This is a genomic window from Micromonospora sp. AMSO31t (assembly GCF_008868175.1).
Lineage (GTDB): Bacteria > Actinomycetota > Actinomycetes > Mycobacteriales > Micromonosporaceae > Micromonospora.
This window is the reverse complement of the sequence record NZ_WBKT01000121.1, coordinates 1-17,179: the sequence shown is the minus strand read 5'-3', so window position 1 is coordinate 17,179 and position 17,179 is coordinate 1. Positions and strand designations below refer to the sequence as shown.

Sequence of the window (17,179 nt, the reverse complement as noted above, 5' to 3'; positions counted from 1 at the left end):
GTCGGTCGGAGCGCCGGCCGAGGCGGCGGGCTCGTCGGCCGGCACCGCCGACCGGCCGGCCGGCTCCGCCGCCGGCGGGTCCGCGAGCGCGACGGGCGACGCCGACGCGAGGCCGCCCGACACCCGGTCCGGTCCACTGGCGAGGTCCGCCCGACCGGCGGTGGATCCGGCCGGGACCAGTGTCGGCGCGGATCCGGTGCCGGTGGTGGCGCGCTCGCGGCGGCGCAGCACCAGCTTCGCCACCGCCGTGGGCACCTCCAGCACCAGCAGCAGCACCAGCAGGTAGAACATCAGGGCCAGCCAGAGGTAGCCGGGCCAGGCCAGCCATTCCGCGCCGCTGCGGGTGCCCGCCATGGTCGCCGGCACCAGCAGCGCCAGCAGCAGCGCCACCACCCCGCCGGCCTTCCGCAGGCGGCCCGGGCGGGTGGTGTCCCGCACCAGCCGCTTCCACAGGTAGAGGTGGATCAGGGCCGTGACGAGCACGGCGACGCCCACGAACGACGCCATCGCCACCACGGGAGCCTCCCTCAGCCGCCCGCGAAGGGCGGCAGCACGTCGACCGTCGCCCCGGCCGGCAGCGGTGCCTGACGATCATGGCAGGCCGTCCCGTCGACCAGGAAGCTCGCCGCCTTCAACACCACGGCCAGCCGCTCGCCGTGCCGCTCGGTCAGCTCGTCGAGGAGCGCGTCGAGCGACCGGCCGGCGGGGGCGGTCTCCTCGGCGCGGCCGGCCGCGGCCCGCGCGCCGGCGAAATAGCGGACGGTGAGCTGCACCGGTCAGCCTCCGATCGCCGACATCGGGCGGGCGGGTTGCAGGAAGGTGGGGTCGTCGATGCCGTGCCCGGCCCGCTTGCCCCACATCGCGGCACGCCAGCGCCGGGCCAGCTCCTCGTCGTCCGCCCCGGCGCGCAGCGCGGCGCGGAGGTCGGACTCCTCGGTGGCGAAGAGACAGTTGCGGACCTGACCGTCGGCGGTGAGCCGGGTCCGGTCGCAGTCGCCGCAGAACGGCCGGGTCACGCTCGCGATCACCCCGACCCGGGCGGGGCCGCCGTCCACCAGCCAGGTCTCGGCCGGGGCCGCGCCCCGCGCGCCCGGGTCGGCGGTCAACGCGAACTCGGCGCGCAGGGCGGCGAGGATCTCGTCGGCGACGACCATGGTCGACCGGTCCCAGCCGTGCTGGGCGTCCAGCGGCATCTGCTCGATGAACCGCAGCTCGTAGCCGTGGGCCAGGGCGAAGCGGAGCAGCTCGGGGGCCTCGTCGTCGTTGACGCCGCGCATCAGCACGGCGTTGATCTTCACGGGGGTCAGCCCGGCCGCCGCCGCGCCGGCCAGCCCGGCCAGCACGTCGGCGTGCCGGTCCCGACGGGTCAGCCCGGCGAACCGCGCGGGGTCCAGGGTGTCCAGCGAGACGTTGACCCGGTCCAGCCCGGCGGCGCGCAGGGTGGGCGCGAGGCGGTCCAGGCCGATGCCGTTGGTGGTCAGCGAGATGCGCGGCCGGGGCTCCAGCGCGGCCACCGCCGACACGATGCGGGCCAGGCCGGGCCGGATCAGCGGCTCGCCGCCGGTGAAGCGGACCTCGGTGACGCCGAGCCGGTGCACGGCCACCCGGATGAGCCGGACGATCTCGTCGTCGTCGAGCAGCTGCGGCCCGGCCAGCCAGGGCAGCCCTTCGGCGGGCATGCAGTAGGTGCAGCGCAGGTTGCACTTGTCGGTCAGCGAGACCCGGAGGTCCCGGGCGACCCGGCCGTAGCGGTCGACGAGGACCCCGTCGGTCGTCGTCGGGGCGGCGGTCACCCGTCGACCGTAGCGCGTCCGGTGCCGCGCAGCGCGGCGCGGGCGACGGAGTCCACCGCCGCCCGGTACGCGGCACCGAACAGCGCGGTGTGCACCAGCAGCAGGTGGAGCTGATGCAGCGGCACCCGCTCCCGCCAACCGTCGGCCAGCGGCCACGCCTCCCGGTAGGCGGTCGTGATCCGGTCGAGGTGCGGCGGGCCGCCGAAGAGGGCGAGCTGGGCCAGGTCGGTCTCCCGGTGGCCGCCGTGCGCGGCGGGGTCCACCAGCCAGACCCGGTCGTCGAGGCCCCAGAGCAGGTTGCCGGGCCAGAGGTCGCCGTGGATCCGGGCCGGTGGCTCGTCGCCGCCGAACTCGGCCATCCGGTCGATCAGCTCCTCGACCGGGCCGGCCTCCGCGGTGGTGAGCGCGCCGTTGTCGACGGACATCCGCAGGTAGGGCAGCAGCCGCCGCTGCGCGAACCACTCCGACCAGGGGCCGGGGTCGGGCGTGTTGTCCTGCGGCAGCGCGCCGATGAACCCGGGCCACTCGGCGCCGAAGGTGGGAGCCCCGGCCCGGTGCAGCCCGGCCAGCTCGCGGCCGAACTGCTCGGCCGCCTCCGGCGTCGGCTCGCCGGGCTCGACCCAGTCGAGCGCCAGCAGCTCCGGCAGCGCCACCACCACCTCCGGTACGGCCACCGTGCCGGCCTCGCGCAGCCAGCGCAGCCCGGCCGCCTCGGCGGTGAAGAAGCCCTCGGGTGCGGCGCGTTCCGCGTGCTCGGGCCAGGCCTTGGCGAAGACCGAGTGCCCGTCGTCAAGGGTGAGCCGGGACGCGGCGCAGATGTCCCCGCCGGAGACCGGCGTCTCCCGGATCCGCTGGTGGGTCAGGAAGGTCGGCAGGTGCTCCGGGTGTGCCCGCAGGTACGCCAGGTCCATGAGCGCAACGTAGCCGGTCCGCGGGGCCGGCGCGGGCCGTGACCGGCTCTCCGGTGTGCCGCTCGTCGCCGACCTGGCCCGATACTCTCCGTATCTGTGGACAACCCGCGTGTCGTCCACAGGGCCTGTCGCGGCGGCACCCGTGCGCCGCACGCTCCCGGCATGAACTCCACCGAGCGTCCCCGCCTCGCCGTCCGCTCGCCCGCCGACCTCGTGGCCGCCGTGCCGTACCTGCTCGGCTTCCATCCCGCCGACAGCGTCGTGGTGGTGGCGATGCGCGGCCGGCGGGTCGTCTTCGCCGCGCGGGCTGACCTGCCCGAGCCGGGCGGCGACCCGCGCCGGGCCGCCCGGCACCTGGCCGAGGTGGTGGCCCGGCAGGACACCGACGCCGCCACCGTGATCGGCTACGGTCCAGCGGCCCTCGTCACCGGCGCGGTCGACGCGGCCGGCGAGGCCCTGGACCGGGCGGGGCTGGTCGTCCTCGACGCGCTCCGGGTGACCGGCGGGCGCTGGTGGTCCTACCTCTGCGCCGAGCCGGCCTGCTGCCCGCCCGAGGGCACGCCCTACGACCCGGCGGCCAGCCAGGTCAGCGCGGCGGCCGTCTTCGCCGGTCAGGTCGCCCTGCCCGACCGGGCCGCGCTGGCCGCGCAGGTGGGCCCGATCGACGGGCCGGTCCGGGTGGCCATGCGCCGGGCCACGACCCGGGCCCGTCGCCGCCTCGCCGAGCTCACCGGAGAGGCCGTCGGCCCGATCGAGGAGACGGCCGGTGTCGCCGAGAAGGCCGGGCATGCGGAGCCGGCCGAGCGTGCGGAGCCGGGCGAGCGTGCCGGGGAGCCGGCCGGTCCGACCGAGGTGTCGGCGGCGCCGGCCGGGGAAGCGGTCGGGCCGGTGGGCGGTCGCGCGGTGCGTTCCGCGGGGGCGGCGGCGGTGCGCACCGTGTTCCGGCGGCACCGGCGCGGTGAGCGGTTGGGCGACGACGAGGTGGCCTGGTTGACGGTGCTCCTCACCCACCTCCCGGTCCGAGACCACGCCTGGTCCCGGACCGACGGCCGGGACGCCGACATCGGTCTCTGGACCGACGTGCTGCGCCGGGCGGAGCCGGAGCTGATCGCCGCTCCGGGCTGCCTGCTGGCCTTCGCCGCCTGGCGCGCGGGGCACGGCGCGCTGGCAGCCGTCGCCCTGGAACGGGTGCTCGCCGCACACCCCGGCTACTCGCTCGCCCTGCTGCTCGACGACGCCCTCCGCCGTGGGCTGTCCCCGTCCGAGCTCGACGGCTGGCCGGCGACCGCCGGCACGGTGCTGCGCCGCCGCAAGCGCCGGCCCCGCCGGTGACCGGGGTTCGCGCTGCGGCCGCGTGGCCACCCGCTGCACAGGGAAACCCGCGGGGCGGCCCGGCGGTGACCGGGTCAGCCGGGCACGCGGTGGGCCCCGGTGTAGACATTCATGGTCGCGCCGCGCAGGAAGCCGACCAGCGTCATCCCGGCCTCCTCGGCCAGGTCGGCGGCGAGCGTGCTGGGCGCGGAGACCGCGGCGAGCAGCGGGACCCCGGCCATCCACGCCTTCTGCGTCAGCTCGAAGCTTGCCCGGCCGGAGACCAGCAGCACGTGCCCGGCCAGCGGCAGCCGGCGCTCCCGGACGGCCCAGCCGACGACCTTGTCCACCGCGTTGTGGCGGCCGACGTCCTCGCGCAGCACCACCAACTCACCGTCGGCGGTGAAGAGCCCGGCCGCGTGCAGGCCGCCGGTGCGGTCGAAGGCGCGCTGGGCGGCGCGCAGCCGGTCGGGCAGCTCGGCGAGCAGCTCGGCGGTCACGGCCAGCGGATCCTCGTGCACGGCGAACTGCGAGCGGGTCCGGACGGAGTCGATGCTCGCCTTGCCGCAGACCCCGCACGAGCTGGTGGTGTAGAAGTTCCGGGCCGGATCGGTGGCCGGCTCCGGCACGCCGGGGGCCAGCACCACGTCGACCACGTTGTAGGTGTTCGGGGTCTCCGCTCCGGCGCAGAGCTGCGCGGTGCGCACGTCGTCGGTCGACCGGATCAGCCCCTCGGTGAGGAGGAACCCGATCGCCAGGTCCAGGTCGTCGCCGGGGGTGCGCATGGTCACGGCGAGCGGCCTGCGCCGGCCGGGGCCCGCCGGGCCGACCCGGATCTCCAGCGGCTCCTCCACCGCCAGGCTGTCCTGTCGGCGGATCCGCGACCGGCCGTCGGCCGCCGCGTCGAGGTCGATCCGGAGCACGCCCCGCCGGTCAGTCGCCCGTCCCATGCCGCCCATCCTGCCCCGCGCCCCGAGCCACCCGCACGGCGACGCCGCCGCGGTTACCGTGGGCCGGTGACGGCGTACGCGGCGGTGGTGCTCTCGGGCGGCGCGGCCCGCCGGATGGGCGGGGTCGACAAGCCGGCCCGGCCGGTCGGCGGCCGGCCCATGCTGCACCGGGTGCTGGCGGCGGTGGCCGACGCGGGCGAGCGGATCGTGGTGGGCCCGGCCGGCCCGGTGCCCGAGGGGGTCCGGGTGACCCGCGAGGAGCCGCCCGGCGGTGGCCCGGTGGCCGGGACCGCGGCGGGGCTGGCGCTTCTCGACCCCGGCGCCACCACCGTCGCCCTGCTCGCGGCCGACCTGCCGCTGCTCACGCCCGCTGGTGTGGCCGCGCTGCGGGGCGCCCTCGACGGTTCGGCCGCCGGGATGGCCTGCTACGTCGACGGCGCCGGCCGCCGGCAGCACCTCTGCGCGGTGTGGCGGGTGGGCGCGCTCCGGGCGGCCCTGGACCGGCTCGCCGCCGAGCGCGGCGGCACGGTCGACGGGGCGTCGGTGCGCGCGCTGCTGGCCGGCACGACCGTGCGGGAGGTGTCCTGGTCCGGGTCCGGGCCGCCGCCCTGGTTCGACTGCGACACTGACGAGGACGTACGCCGGGCCGAGGAGTGGACGCGATGACGGTGATGGACGACTGGGTCACGGCGGCCTGCGCCGAGCTGGGGCTGGACCCGGCCGAGGTGCCGGTGCCGACCGTGCTCGACCTGGCGAAGGACGTGGCCCACCAGGTGCTGCGGCCGGGGGCGCCGGTCACCGCGTACCTCCTGGGGGTGGCCGTGGGGCGCGGCGCGGACCCGGCCGCGGCGGCCGCCCGGCTCGCCGCGCTGGCCGGCACGTGGCCCGTCGAGCTGGACGGGACCGCCCCCGCCGACTGAGCGCCGCCGGCCCGCTGTCCGATGCCGGTCGGGGTGATTGGGCCCCCATCGTCCGTGGGTAGGGTGGCGAGGACGGACGGAGGCGATCATGACGGCAGACCACCCCTCGGCACCGGCTGGTGAGCCCGCCGGCGCGACGCCGGAGCAGCACGAGTCGATCCTGCTGGACGAGCCGACCACAGCCGACCTGCGGGCCAAGGTGACCGAGGCCTGGCGGGAGTTCGCCCGCGCGCTGGCCGACCGGCTGCGCAGGCTGCCCGCCGGCGCGCACCTGGAGGTCACCCTCGACCCGACCGCCTCCGGCACCGGGGACGCCGTCTACTCGGTGAGCGTCGACGCGGGCGAGGAGGGCCGCCTCTCGGCGCGGGCGGTCGGCAACGCGACGCTGCCGCAGGGCTACCGGCTGGACCGGGCCGCGGTGGCCGACATGATCGCGCTCGGCTGGTCCCCGCCGGGTGTGGTGGCGGGCTCCGGCGAGCAGTTCGGCCTGGACTGCGTCGCCGACGAGGCCACCCGGTTGTCCGCCGTGCTGTCCCGGACCCTGCGCGACGTCTACGGCGCCCCGCACCCCGCCTTCCTGGTCTACCTGGTGCACGACGCCGAGGGGGAGCCGCTGCCGGAGGAGCCGCTCGGCACCGCGCGCAGCGAGTTCGGCCCGGACCGCGACGTGGAGGCCGACCTCGACGAGGCGCTGGCGGCCGCCGCCGCGGCCCAGTCCGGCGAGAACGACGTGCTGGCCCTGGAGGAGCGGGTACGCACGGTCGTCTCCACGATGCTGAAGTCCAAGGCCGACCAGGTGCAGGTCGACTCCGACGGCGACATCAACATCCGCGCCGGCTCGGCGATGGTCTTCGTGCGGGTCCGCGACAATCCGCCCCTGGTCGACGTCTTCTCCCCGGTGCTCACCGAGGTCGAGCCGACCGAGCGTCTCTACGTGAAGCTCTCCGAGCTGACCAATCGCATGCCGATCGGCAGGCTCTACTGCGCCGACGACACGGTGTGGGCCTCGATCCCGGTGTTCGGCCGCAACTTCCAGGCCACCCACCTGATGCTCGCCGTGCAGGTGATGACCGGGCTGGCCGACGAGCTGGACGACCGGCTGCACGGGGAGTTCGGCGGCAAGCGCTTCTTCGGCGAGGGTGACAAGCCGGCCCGCCCGCAGGAGCACCGCACCGGCATGTACCTCTGACGCCGGTGGCGGGGGCACGGCCCGGCGGCGTCAGCGGACGTCGAGGAGGGTCTTGCCGACCGTGGCCCGGGACCCGATGGCGGCGTGCGCATCGGCGGCCCGTTCCAGCGGGAAACGCTGACCGATCAGCGGCCGGAGCCGGCCGGCGGCCCCCTCGGCGAGCGCCTGTTCGGTGAGCGCGCGCAGCTCGACGGGTGTGCCGCCGGGGCGGAGCAGGGCCACCCCTCGGGCGGCGGCCTCCGCCTCGGGCACGTCCGCCCAGGTGCCGCCGGCCAGCCCGAAGCTGACCATCCGCCCGCCCTGGTCGAGCAGGTCGAAGGCCGCACGGGCGAGCGTTCCGCCCACCCCGTCGAAGACCACGTCCACACCGCCGGCGGCCCCTCGGACCCGATCGGTCCAGCCCGGCTCCCGGTAGTCGACCACGGTGTCGAGGCCGCGCTCGCGGAGCAGGGCGACCTTGCGAGGGCCGCCGGCCGCGGCGACGACCCGGGCGCCGGCCGCCGTGGCGAGCTGGGTGAGCAGGCCGCCCACGCCGCCGGCCGCCGCCTCGACGAGCACCCGCTCGCCCGGCCGCAGCCCGGCCGCCCGGGCCAGCATGAGCGCGGTCCGGCCGTCGGCGAGCAGCGCCACGGCCGCGTCCAGCGGCAGCTCGTCCGGTACCGGGATCGGCGCGCCCTGGTCCACGGCCACGCGCTCGGCGTACCCGCCGGTGCCGCCGGTGGTGCTGACCACCCGCCGGCCGAGCAGCGCCGGGTCCGCCCCGGCGCCCAGCCCCGTGACCGTCCCGCCGACGCCGTTGCCGGGGATCACCGGCAGGGCCGCGGTGAACGGACCGAACCCGGTCGCGCGGAACATCGTCTCGACGAAGGTGATGTTCGCGTGCGCCACCTCGACGAGCACCTGTCCCGGGCCGGGTACCGGATCCGGCGCCGGTCCGGGGACCAGCACCTCCGGCCCGCCGAACTCCCGTAGCCACACCGCCCGCACGTCGCCTCCCCGCTGTCGCCCCCGGACACGTCCGGGTCCAGTTGACGACCTGAAGTGCGGTTGAGGTCAAGCCGAGGAGGGCCCGACGCCGGGGGACTCGACCAGCCGGGAGAGGACGATGGTGCTGCGGGACGAGGTGACGAAGGACTCGGCCCGCAGCCGCTCCAGCGCCTCCTCGAGGTGCGCGATGTCGGCGGCCCGCAGGTGCACGAGGGCGTCCGCCTCGCCGGAGACGGTGTACGCGCCGACCACCTCGGGATGCCGCCGGGCGGCGGCGCCGATCTGGGCCGGGGTGGTCCGGCCGGCGCAGAACAGCTCGACGAACGCCTCGGTGGTCCACCCGACGGCGGCCGGGTCGACGACCGCGGTGAAGCCCCGGATGACGCCTGCCGATCGGAGCCGGTCGACCCGGCGCTTGACGGCGGGGGCGGAGAGTGACACCCGCGTGCCGATGTCCGCGTACGAGGCGCGGGCATCCGCCACGAGCAACGCAATGATTCGCTGGTCGACCGCGTCTATCTGCAACGTTCCGCCTCTGGGAAGCAATGGTTGTGGCTGTTACCAAAGTTGTACCGTACCTACTCTTGGTGACCGTGAACCAGCAGCGAGTCCCGCGAAAGCGGACATATCTCATGTGCTCGCCCGAGCACTTCGCCGTCGAGTACGCGATCAACCCGTGGATGGACGTGACCGCCCCGGTCGACGCGGAGCTGGCGGTCAAGCAGTGGGACCGCCTGCGCGAGACCCTGGTGGGGCTCGGCCATGAGGTGCACCTGCTCACCCCCGGGCGCGGGCTGCCGGACATGGTCTTCGCCGCCAACGGCGCGTTCGTGGTGGACGGCACGGTCTACGGCGCCCAGTTCAAGCACGAGCAGCGGGCCGCCGAGGCCGCCGCGCACCGGGCGTTCTACGAGGAGAACGGCTGGCGGTTCATCGCGCCGAGCGAGACCAACGAGGGTGAGGGTGACTTCGCCTACCTGCCGGAGGCGCACGGCGGGCTGATCCTCGCCGGCCACGGCTTCCGCACCGAGCCCGCCGCGCACGCCGAGGCGCAGGAGGCGCTCCACCGGCCGGTCGTCTCGCTGCGCCTGGTCGACCCGCGCTTCTACCACCTGGACGTGGCGCTCGCCTCGATCGACGACGAGAACATCGTCTACTACCCGGGCGCCTTCTCGGCGGCCAGCCAGAAGGTGCTCACCCAGCTCTTCCCCGACGCGGTGGTCGCGGACGACGAGGACGCCCTGGCCTTCGGCCTCAACCTGGTCAGCGACGGGCTCAACGTGGTGCTGAACAGCGAGGCGACCCGCCTGGCCGGCAAGCTCAAGACGGCCGGTTACCACCCGGTCCCGGTCGAGCTGGCCGAGCTGAAGAAGGGCGGCGGCAGCGTGAAGTGCTGCATCGCCGAGCTGCGCCACTGAACGCAGGAAACGGGCGGTCTCCCCGAGGGGAGGCCGCCCGTTTCGCGTATGCGGGGTGGATCAGCCGAGCGTGGCCAGCTCGTTGATCACGACGTTGGCGAGCATCCGGCCGTCGAGCTGGACCCGGCGCAGGTACCACTTCTGCTGCGGGGTGCGTGACTGGTTGAACTGCCAGGCGCCGCGGGGGCTGTCGACCTGGCCGATCTTGCCCAGCGCCAGGTTGACCTGCTGCGGGGTCGGGTTGCCGCCGACCAGCCGGATCGCCTTGTCCAGCACCTGGGCGGCGTCGTACGAGGCCATGGCGTAGGTGGTGGGCGAGACGTTGTACGTCTTGCGGTACGCCGAGGCGAACACCCGGTTGGCGGTGTTGTTGAGGTCGGCCGAGTAGTTCAGTGCGGTCTCGATGCCCTGCTTCTCGATCAGCTCCCGCTCCTCGCCCTTCTCGCCGTCGTCGAGCTGGCTGAGCACGGTGCCCTCGGTGAGGAAGCCGGGCGCGTAGATGGGGCCCCGGTATCCCGCGGCGTAGAGCTGCTTGACGAACTGCACCGCCTGCGCCCCGGCGTAGTGGCAGAAGACCGCGTCGGGCCCGGGCCGCCGGTCCAGGGCCTTGCGGATCGAGCCCGTGTAGACGCCCTTGCCGGGGTTGGCGAAGTCCTCGGTGAGGATCGGGTCGTCGGTCAGCCGGCGGCCGTTCTGCTCGTAGCCGCGCCGGAGGCCGTCGATGACGTCCCGGCTGCTCTGGCCCTGGGTGCCGAAGATGGCGATCCGGCTGGACGCGTCCAGCGTCTGCCGCAGGTACTGCCCGAGCGCCTCGCCCGGCTCGTTCAGCACGTAGGAGGTTCGCCAGATGTAGACGACGCTCTGCAGGCTGATGGGGGAGGCGTTGGAGCCGATCAACGGCATCCGCGCCTGCTCCACGGCGTCCCGGATGCCCAGCATCACGGCGGAGCTGACCACGCCGGTGAGCGCCAGGACGCCCTCCTTGACCAGCCGGTCGACGGCGGCCTGGCCGGTCTTGGCGGTGTCGCCCTCCTCGGCCGGCACCAGCGTGACGGGGTGGCCGCCGAGCTGACCGTCGTTGAGGGTGAGGAACATCTGGAACCCGTTGGTGATCTCGTCCCCGATGACCTTGTTCGGGCCGCTGCCCGGGACGATCAGACCGATCTTGATCGGGCTCCCGGGCTGCGCCTCGTCGGCGGTGTCGGTTCCGGAGCCACAGCCCGCCGCCAGCCCGGTGGTACCCAGTGCGGCCAGCAGTTGTAGCGCCCGCCTGCGGTTCATCTGCGACACCGATTTCCTTTCCGATGGAGCGGCCAGGGTGCAACGCCCCCTCGGCGTTCTACCTGCTCCGCGACGCTGCGTCAATGCCCGGAAGATCATCGTGAAGCGACCGCAACGCGTCGACCACCTGCGGCCAGGCCGCCGAGTCGGGTGCGATCAGTCCGAAATGCTCACATTTGGGCAGCTCGATCAGCGTGGCGGGAGCGCCGGCGGCCCGGGCGGCCGCCACCCAGGACCGGCTGATGGCGATCGGGACCTGCTGGTCCAGAGCCCCGTGCATGACTACTGTGCGTGTCTGCCTCGGCACCAACGAGGATGGATCCGCGGCCGCGTACCGATCCGGGAAGTCGGCCGGGCCGCCGCCGAGCAGCGCGGCCACCGCGCCGGAGTCCAGGTCCAGCCGGTACGCCTCGGCGAGGTCCGCCACTGGCGCCAGCGCCAGCACGCCGCCGACCGTGGCCGGGGCGTGGGCGGCGACGTACAGCGCCAGGTGCCCGCCGGCCGAGTGCCCGACGACGATCGGTGGGGCGGGGGCCACCAGGCCGGGCAGCGCGGCGGCGGCCAGCGCGGGCAGCGCCGCCACCCCGGCCAGCACGTCGGTGAGGGTGTGCGGCCAGCCCCCGCCCGGCTGGCCGGTGCGCCGGTACTCGACCTGGGCCACCGGGTGGCCGAGCGCGGCCAGGGCCGCCGCCATCGGGCCGGTGTGGGTGCGGTCGTACTCGGCCCGCCAGAAGCCGCCGTGCACCACGACCACCAGCCGGCGGGGCGGCCCGTCGCCAGCCGGCCGGCGCAGGTCGGCGCACTGGTCCGGGTGGTCGCCGTAGGCGACGGTGGTGTCCGGCGGCGGGGCCGGCCGGGTCAGCACGGCGCGCGGGTCTGCGGGCATGACGGCGACGGTAGCGCGCCCCGGCCGGGTGGTTCCGGGCCGGCAGCCGGTCCGGGCGCGTGCGCGTGGTGGAGGTGGGTAAAGATGGGTCCCATGACCGAAGCGCGCTTCGCCGGACAGGACGACGAACAGGGCAACGATGGCATCCCCGGCACCGTGGTGGTGGTCGGGCCGGACGGCCGGCCGGTCGGCACGGTGCAGACCGAGGAGGGCCAGGGCGAGGATCCCACCCGCCTGGTCGAGCAGCCCGCCAAGGTGATGCGGATCGGCAGCATGATCAAGCAGCTGCTGGAGGAGGTCAAGGCGGCGCCCCTGGACGACGCCAGCCGGCACCGGATGCGGGAGATCCACGAGCGCTCGATCGTCGAGCTGAAGGAGGGCCTCGCGCCCGAGCTGCGCGAGGAGCTGGAGCGGATCTCGCTGCCCTTCACCGAGGACCAGGCGCCCAGCGAGGGCGAGCTGCGAATCGCCCACGCCCAGCTGGTCGGCTGGCTGGAGGGGCTGTTCCACGGCATCCAGGCGGCGCTGGTCGCCCAGCAGATGGCCGCCCGCGTCCAGCTGGAGCAGATGCGCTCCGGCCGGCAGGCGCTGCCCAGCGGCCCGGGCGGCGGGATGGTGCCGGGCATGCCCGGCATGCCGCAGGGCAACGAGGGCCACGCGCCCGGCCAGTACCTCTGACCGGCCGGGGCGCTCCGGCGCCCCGGCCGCTCAGGCCACCCCGAAGACCTGTTCGAGATACGCGGCCACGCCGTCGACGGTGTTCGCCCCGGTCACCTCGTCGGCGACCGCCAGGACGGCCGGGTGGGCGTTGGCGACCGCCACGGCCCGCCCGGCCCAGGTCAGCATCGGCAGGTCGTTCGGCATGTCGCCGAAGGCCAGCACGTCCCGCTCGTCGATGCCCAGGCGCGCCGCGTACCAGGCGAGGCCGGCCGCCTTGGTCACGCCGGCGGCGGAGATCTCCACCAGCCCGCTGTACGACGAGTGGGTCGCCTCGGCCAGCCCCTGGAGGGCGCCGGCCACCACCCGCACGAACAAGTCCGGGTCCTGCTCGCCGGCCCGGGCCAGCAGCTTCACCGCCGGGACGGCGAGCAGCTCCTCAGGCGACTCGATGGCCCGGATCGCGTCGGCGTCGGCGTCCCAGCGCAGCGGGTAGTGCGCCTCGTGCCGCATCTGCCGGCTGTCCACGATCTCGACCGCGAAGCTCACGTCGGGCACCTCGGCCCGGAGCCGCCGGGCCACCTCGGCCAGCAGCTCGGGGGCGAGCGGGTCGGCGCGGAGCACCTCGTCGGTGGCCGGGTCGTACACCACGGCGCCGTTCGCGCAGATCGCCGGCAGCGGCTCGGCGAGCTGGTCGTACACCAGCTGGAGCCAGCGGATGGGACGGCCGGTGACCAGCACGACCGGCGTGCCCGCCGCGGAGATCCGGGCCAGCACGTCCGCGGTGCGCGGGCTGAGCGTCCGGTCGTCCCGGAGCAGTGTGCCGTCGATGTCGGTCGCGACGAGCCGAGGTGCCTCTCCCATCACCGGGAGAGTAGTCGGTCCAGGTAGACCGCGACGCCGTCGTCGTCGTTGCGCAGGGTGATCTCGTCGGCCGCGGCCCGCACCTCCGGGTGCGCGTTGGCCACCGCCACGCGGCCCCAGCCGGCCCACTCGAACATCGGCAGGTCGTTCGGCTGGTCGCCGAAGACCAGCACCTCGGCCGGGTCGACGCCGAGCCGCTCGGCGACCACGCTGAGCCCGGTGGACTTGTCCACCCCGGGTGGGCAGATCTCGACGTAGCCGAGCCCGGCCTGGGTGAGCGTGGCCAGCTCGGCCGGGACGATCCGGCGGGCCACCGCCAGCAGCTCGTCCACGTGGTGGTCGGCCGTACGCGCGAACGCCTTGAGCACGTCGCAGGAGAGGCACTCCGCGCGGCTGCGCGCCTCGAACCGGTCCGGGTAGGGCCAGCTCGGGTGGTAGTCACCCCAGAGCGGCGCGTCGGGCTCGTCCGACGCCTCCACCATGACGGTGAGCGGGCCGACGGCGGCCTCCAGGTCGGCCACGATGCGGGCCAGCACGGCGCCCGACAGGCGCTCGTCGCGCAGCACGAGCGGGCCCGCCGGGTCGCTCTGGTCGACCACGCGACCACCGCCGGCCATCACGAGGAAATCGGCGGCGCGGATGTCGTTGCGGGTCAGCTCGGTCAGGCGCGGCCCCCGGCCGGTGGCCCCGACCACCGGGATCCCCGCGGCCCGCACCCGGTCGAGCACCTCGTGGGTGTAGGCGGAGACGGTCTCGTCGCTGCGGACGAGCGTGCCGTCGAGGTCCGTGGCGATCAGCTTGGGCAGGCCCGGGCGGGTCATGGTTCCTCCTTCGCCCGCCGCCGTCGCGTCGGCCGTCCAGGTCCTCGGTGCCGCGGCCACCGGACGGCGGGCAGCAACCGTATCTCGCGGAACGGGTCGCAACCATGGCTTTTCGGCGAATCGGACACCAACCCGCGGCGGCCGTCCGGTGTCCCCCGGCGGCCCGCTCCGCGGGGTGCGGGCGGGCGGTTCGGGGCGGCGGAACGGCCCGTCCGCCGTCCCGTCAGCGCGGCGGTTCGGGCCGGGCGAAGGGCGTGGTGGGCTGCACGCTCAGGTCGGCCGGGGCCGGGGGCAACTCGTCCTCGGACGCCCGTCGCCGGCCCCGGCCGGACCAGCCGTCCGGCGCCCCGTCGGCCGGCTCCGCCGCCGGCCCGTCCGCCCGGCCACCGGGCCCCGCGCCGGCCCGGCCGGACAGGTGCAGCGCGGCGGCCAGCAGCACGACGGCGAGAAAGGCGGTGACCAGGCCGCGCCCGTGCTCCACCTGCAACCGCTGGTCGGTGGGGAAGAAGAGCGCGCGGCGGCTCAGCTCCTCCAGGGAGGCGGCGGTCGCGGCCAGCACGGCCAGCAGGGCCGCCGCGAGGCCGAGACCGGCGATCCGGGCGTGCTGCCGGACCGCCGGCGCGCCGCGCAGCGCCAGGGCCACGGCGACCGCCAGGCCGAGCAGACCCACCAGGTACGCCACCCCGAAGCCGCTCACCTGACCGACCCCGCTCGGGAGCCGGACCGTGCTGTTCCCCTCCGGGCCCTCGTTCGGCACGGTCACGACCAGCCACTCGCCGATCAGCGAGGCGACCGCGGCCACGGCGCCGAGACCGGCGAGCACCGGCGGGAGGCGGTGGTCCCGGCCCAGGCCGGCGAGCGAGCGCCCGACCCGGCCGGGCCGAGCTGGTTCGGCCTCGCCCCACTCCACGACGGTCGTGCCGTCGGACCGGTTGTCCTGCCTGGGGATGGGGAGATCCTGGGACATCGGCCACCTTCCCGTACGCGGGCCTGCCCCGCATCATGACACGGCCGGCAGGCGATGACGGGGAGCGCAAGCGCACAGGCCGGTGCGGGGGCGGCCGCTTTCCGTTAGCGTCGGTGCCATGCCTATCCGTACCGCTTCCGCTCGCTGGCAGGGCAACCTCACCGAGGGCTCCGGCACCGTCCGCACCGGCAAGGGCGGCCTGACCGGCAACTACTCCTTCAAGTCCCGCTTCGAGGAGGGCGAGGGCACCAACCCCGAGGAGCTGATCGGCGCCGCGCACGCCAGCTGCTTCTCGATGGCCCTCTCCAAGCAGCTCGCCGACGCGGGCGCCACCGACACCTCGGTGGAGACCACCGCCAAGGTGCACTTCGACAAGACCGACGCGGGCATGACCGTGACCCGGATCGACCTGGAGACGGTCGGCCAGGTCCCGGGCCTGGACGAGGCCGAGTTCACCAAGCTGGCCGAGGCGGCCAAGGAGAACTGCCCGATCTCCCGGCTGCTCTCGCCGGGCGCGCAGATCACGCTGAACGCCCGCCTGGCCTGACCACGCCCGACACGGCAGGGGTGCCCCGGCGGGGTGCCCTTGCCGTGTCGCGCGCCGATCGGAAGGGGTGACCGGGCCGCGTGGCCGTGAAGATGAGCCGGGAGCGGTTCGAGGACCTTGTCGGCGAGGCGCTCGACGAGGTGCCCGAGGAGCTGCTCGGGCTGATGAGCAACGTGGTCATCCTGGTCGAGGACGACCCGCCGCCGGGCGAGGACCTGCTCGGGCTCTACGAGGGACACGCGCTCACCGAGCGGGGCTGGGACTACGCCGGCGTGCTGCCGGACCGCATCCTCATCTTCCGCAACCCCATCCTGGCGATCTGCGACACCGAGGACGACGTCGTGGAAGAGGTCGCCGTGACGGTGGTGCACGAGATCGCCCACCACTTCGGCATCGACGACGAGCGCCTGCACGCCCTCGGGTGGGGCTGACCGGGCCCGCGTCGCGCCCCGCTCGGCCGATCCCCGCTGTTGCGCGGTTCCCCTAACCTCCGGAGCAGGCACAACCCGATGCAGGAGGAAACCCATGCGCAGCGCGCTGTTCTCCGCGGAGAACCTTGAGAAGGAGTCCCAGCAGCCGGGCATGCGGCTGCAGAACTCCAAGATGCTGAAGATCGAGCTGAACGGCGAGGCGATGGCCCGCGTCGGGTCCATGGTCGCGTACCAGGGTCAGGTGCAGTTCCAGGCGCTCGGCTCCGGCGGCATCGGCAAGTTCATCAAGCAGCGGCTCACCGGTGAGGGCGTGCCGCTGATGAAGCTCTCCGGGCGCGGCGACGTCTTCCTCGCCGAGCTCGCCAAGGACGTGCACATCATCGACCTGGAGCCCGGGGACGCGCTGTCGATCAACGGCTCCAGCGTGCTGGCCTTCGACTCCACGCTCCAGTACGACATCAAGATGGTCGGCGGCGCCGGGATGGCGTCCTCGTCCGGCCTGTTCAACTGCGTCTTCAGCGGCCATGGCCGGATCGCGATCACCACCAAGGGCACCCCGGTCGTGCTCAACGTCGACCAGCCCACCTACGTCGACCCGCAGGCCGCGGTCTGCTGGTCGGCCAACCTCCAGACCGGCTACCACCGTGCCGAGCAGCTCGGCCTGGGCACGCTGCTCGGCCGGAGCACCGGCGAGGCGTTCACGATGAGCTTCGCCGGTCAGGGGTTCGTCGTGGTCCAGCCCTCGGAGGAGCCTCCGGTGCAGGGCAGCGGCGCCCAGCAGCAGGGCGGCCTGCTCGGCGGCCTGCTCCAGTGACCGCCCGGTGTGCGGGGCGCCCGCTCCGGGCGCCCCGGCGCCGTCAGTTCAGCTCGCCGGCCCGCAGCCGGGCCAGCCAGGCCGCCGCGTCCGCGTAGTCGGTGTCGGAGAGGCCGGCCGGCGCGGGGACCGGCCGGTCACCCGCCGCCGGGCTCCAGCGGTGCCGGGGGTACGACCCGAGGAAGCGCACGTCCGCGCAGACCCGGCGCAGCCCCTGCAACGCCTCGCCGAGGCGCACGTCGGCGACGTGGCCGGTGCAGTCGAGGAAGAAGACGTACCGGCCGAGCGCCTCGCCGGTGGGGCGGGACTCGATCCGGGTCAGGTTCACCCCGCGGGTGGCCAGCTCCATGAGCACCGACAGCAGCGCGCCGACCCGGTCGTGCGCGAGGTAGACCGCCAGCGAGGTCACGTCGTCGCCGGTCGGGGGCGGGG

At 75.0% G+C, this 17,179-nt stretch carries 21 protein-coding genes and 1 pseudogene; 9 read left to right on the top strand and 13 right to left on the bottom strand.

Features of this window, described 5'->3' with window-relative positions; all coding sequences use genetic code 11:
- The 4 genes and pseudogenes from F8274_RS32065 to F8274_RS22750 all read right to left on the bottom strand — a co-directional run.
- Positions 1–516: pseudogene (locus F8274_RS32065) on the bottom strand (metallophosphoesterase); the annotation flags it as partial.
- A gap of 11 nt (positions 517–527) precedes the next feature.
- Complete coding sequence (locus F8274_RS22760; protein ID WP_151464402.1) at positions 528–773, bottom strand: MoaD/ThiS family protein; 246 nt, start codon at positions 771–773, stop codon at positions 528–530.
- 3 nt (positions 774–776) lie between these two features.
- Positions 777–1,793, bottom strand: a complete 1,017-nt coding sequence (moaA, locus tag F8274_RS22755; protein WP_151464401.1) for a GTP 3',8-cyclase MoaA — start codon at positions 1,791–1,793, stop codon at positions 777–779.
- Entirely contained in the window at positions 1,790–2,704 is a 915-nt protein-coding gene (locus F8274_RS22750) for a fructosamine kinase family protein (RefSeq protein ID WP_151464400.1), read from the bottom strand. The genes moaA and F8274_RS22750 overlap by 4 nt, the downstream gene beginning before the upstream one ends.
- Before the next feature lie 162 nt (positions 2,705–2,866).
- Here F8274_RS22750 and F8274_RS22745 point away from each other — a divergent pair, with 162 nt between their 5' ends.
- The gene (locus tag F8274_RS22745; RefSeq protein WP_151464399.1) at positions 2,867–4,036 is read left to right on the top strand and encodes a DUF4192 domain-containing protein; all 1,170 of its coding nucleotides are present in this window, start codon (positions 2,867–2,869) and stop codon (positions 4,034–4,036) included.
- Positions 4,037–4,110: 74 nt separating this feature from the next.
- Here F8274_RS22745 and fdhD read toward each other — a convergent pair whose 3' ends face one another.
- The gene (gene fdhD, locus F8274_RS22740; RefSeq protein ID WP_151464398.1) at positions 4,111–4,965 is read right to left on the bottom strand and encodes a formate dehydrogenase accessory sulfurtransferase FdhD; all 855 of its coding nucleotides are present in this window, start codon (positions 4,963–4,965) and stop codon (positions 4,111–4,113) included.
- Between the two features lie 66 nt (positions 4,966–5,031).
- On the opposite strand from fdhD, the gene F8274_RS22735 reads away from it, so the two are divergent.
- The 3 genes from F8274_RS22735 (at position 5,032) to F8274_RS22725 (ending at position 7,074) form a co-directional block, all read left to right on the top strand.
- A complete protein-coding gene (locus F8274_RS22735; protein ID WP_151464397.1) occupies positions 5,032–5,631 on the top strand; it encodes a molybdenum cofactor guanylyltransferase in 600 nt (199 codons plus the stop codon).
- Positions 5,628–5,885, top strand: a complete 258-nt coding sequence (locus F8274_RS22730) for a DUF6457 domain-containing protein (protein WP_151464396.1) — start codon at positions 5,628–5,630, stop codon at positions 5,883–5,885. The genes F8274_RS22735 and F8274_RS22730 overlap by 4 nt, the downstream gene beginning before the upstream one ends.
- A gap of 88 nt (positions 5,886–5,973) precedes the next feature.
- Positions 5,974–7,074, top strand: a complete 1,101-nt coding sequence (locus F8274_RS22725; RefSeq protein ID WP_151464395.1) for a YbjN domain-containing protein — start codon at positions 5,974–5,976, stop codon at positions 7,072–7,074.
- A gap of 30 nt (positions 7,075–7,104) precedes the next feature.
- On the opposite strand, the gene F8274_RS22720 is transcribed toward F8274_RS22725, so the two are convergent.
- A complete protein-coding gene (locus F8274_RS22720) occupies positions 7,105–8,061 on the bottom strand; it encodes a zinc-binding dehydrogenase (protein WP_151464394.1) in 957 nt (318 codons plus the stop codon).
- 66 nt (positions 8,062–8,127) lie between these two features.
- Complete coding sequence (locus F8274_RS22715) at positions 8,128–8,586, bottom strand: Lrp/AsnC family transcriptional regulator (RefSeq protein ID WP_091265141.1); 459 nt, start codon at positions 8,584–8,586, stop codon at positions 8,128–8,130.
- A gap of 59 nt (positions 8,587–8,645) precedes the next feature.
- On the opposite strand from F8274_RS22715, the gene ddaH reads away from it, so the two are divergent.
- Positions 8,646–9,479: a dimethylargininase gene (gene ddaH / locus F8274_RS22710; RefSeq protein ID WP_370518261.1), complete on the top strand. Its 834-nt coding sequence runs from the start codon at positions 8,646–8,648 to the stop codon at positions 9,477–9,479.
- Between the two features lie 60 nt (positions 9,480–9,539).
- On the opposite strand, the gene F8274_RS22705 is transcribed toward ddaH, so the two are convergent.
- Positions 9,540–10,769 (bottom strand): ABC transporter substrate-binding protein, encoded by a 1,230-nt coding sequence (locus F8274_RS22705; protein ID WP_151464393.1) that lies wholly within the window; start codon positions 10,767–10,769, stop codon positions 9,540–9,542.
- A gap of 49 nt (positions 10,770–10,818) precedes the next feature.
- Entirely contained in the window at positions 10,819–11,646 is an 828-nt protein-coding gene (locus F8274_RS22700; RefSeq protein ID WP_151464392.1) for a S9 family peptidase, read from the bottom strand.
- Between the two features lie 84 nt (positions 11,647–11,730).
- On the opposite strand from F8274_RS22700, the gene F8274_RS22695 reads away from it, so the two are divergent.
- Positions 11,731–12,324 (top strand): bacterial proteasome activator family protein, encoded by a 594-nt coding sequence (locus F8274_RS22695; protein ID WP_151464391.1) that lies wholly within the window; start codon positions 11,731–11,733, stop codon positions 12,322–12,324.
- Positions 12,325–12,354: 30 nt separating this feature from the next.
- On the opposite strand, the gene F8274_RS22690 is transcribed toward F8274_RS22695, so the two are convergent.
- The 3 genes from F8274_RS22690 to F8274_RS22680 form a co-directional block, all read right to left on the bottom strand.
- Positions 12,355–13,167, bottom strand: a complete 813-nt coding sequence (locus F8274_RS22690) for an HAD family hydrolase (RefSeq protein ID WP_151464390.1) — start codon at positions 13,165–13,167, stop codon at positions 12,355–12,357.
- The gene (locus F8274_RS22685; protein WP_151464389.1) at positions 13,167–13,988 is read right to left on the bottom strand and encodes an HAD family hydrolase; all 822 of its coding nucleotides are present in this window, start codon (positions 13,986–13,988) and stop codon (positions 13,167–13,169) included. The genes F8274_RS22690 and F8274_RS22685 overlap by 1 nt, the downstream gene beginning before the upstream one ends.
- 223 nt (positions 13,989–14,211) lie before the next feature.
- Positions 14,212–14,955 carry a hypothetical protein gene (locus tag F8274_RS22680; RefSeq protein WP_151464388.1) on the bottom strand — a complete coding sequence of 248 codons (744 nt, stop codon included), beginning with the start codon at positions 14,953–14,955 and terminating at the stop codon, positions 14,212–14,214.
- 118 nt (positions 14,956–15,073) lie between these two features.
- On the opposite strand from F8274_RS22680, the gene F8274_RS22675 reads away from it, so the two are divergent.
- The 3 genes from F8274_RS22675 (at position 15,074) to F8274_RS22665 (ending at position 16,747) form a co-directional block, all read left to right on the top strand.
- The gene (locus F8274_RS22675) at positions 15,074–15,502 is read left to right on the top strand and encodes an OsmC family protein (RefSeq protein ID WP_151464387.1); all 429 of its coding nucleotides are present in this window, start codon (positions 15,074–15,076) and stop codon (positions 15,500–15,502) included.
- A gap of 86 nt (positions 15,503–15,588) precedes the next feature.
- Complete coding sequence (locus F8274_RS22670) at positions 15,589–15,933, top strand: metallopeptidase family protein (protein ID WP_192579937.1); 345 nt, start codon at positions 15,589–15,591, stop codon at positions 15,931–15,933.
- A 94-nt stretch (positions 15,934–16,027) separates the two neighbouring features.
- The gene (locus F8274_RS22665) at positions 16,028–16,747 is read left to right on the top strand and encodes an AIM24 family protein (RefSeq protein ID WP_151464386.1); all 720 of its coding nucleotides are present in this window, start codon (positions 16,028–16,030) and stop codon (positions 16,745–16,747) included.
- Between the two features lie 43 nt (positions 16,748–16,790).
- Here the strand turns inward: F8274_RS22665 and F8274_RS22660 are convergent.
- On the bottom strand, positions 16,791–17,179 hold a 389-nt coding region (locus F8274_RS22660), incomplete at its 5' end, for an ACT domain-containing protein (RefSeq protein ID WP_151464385.1).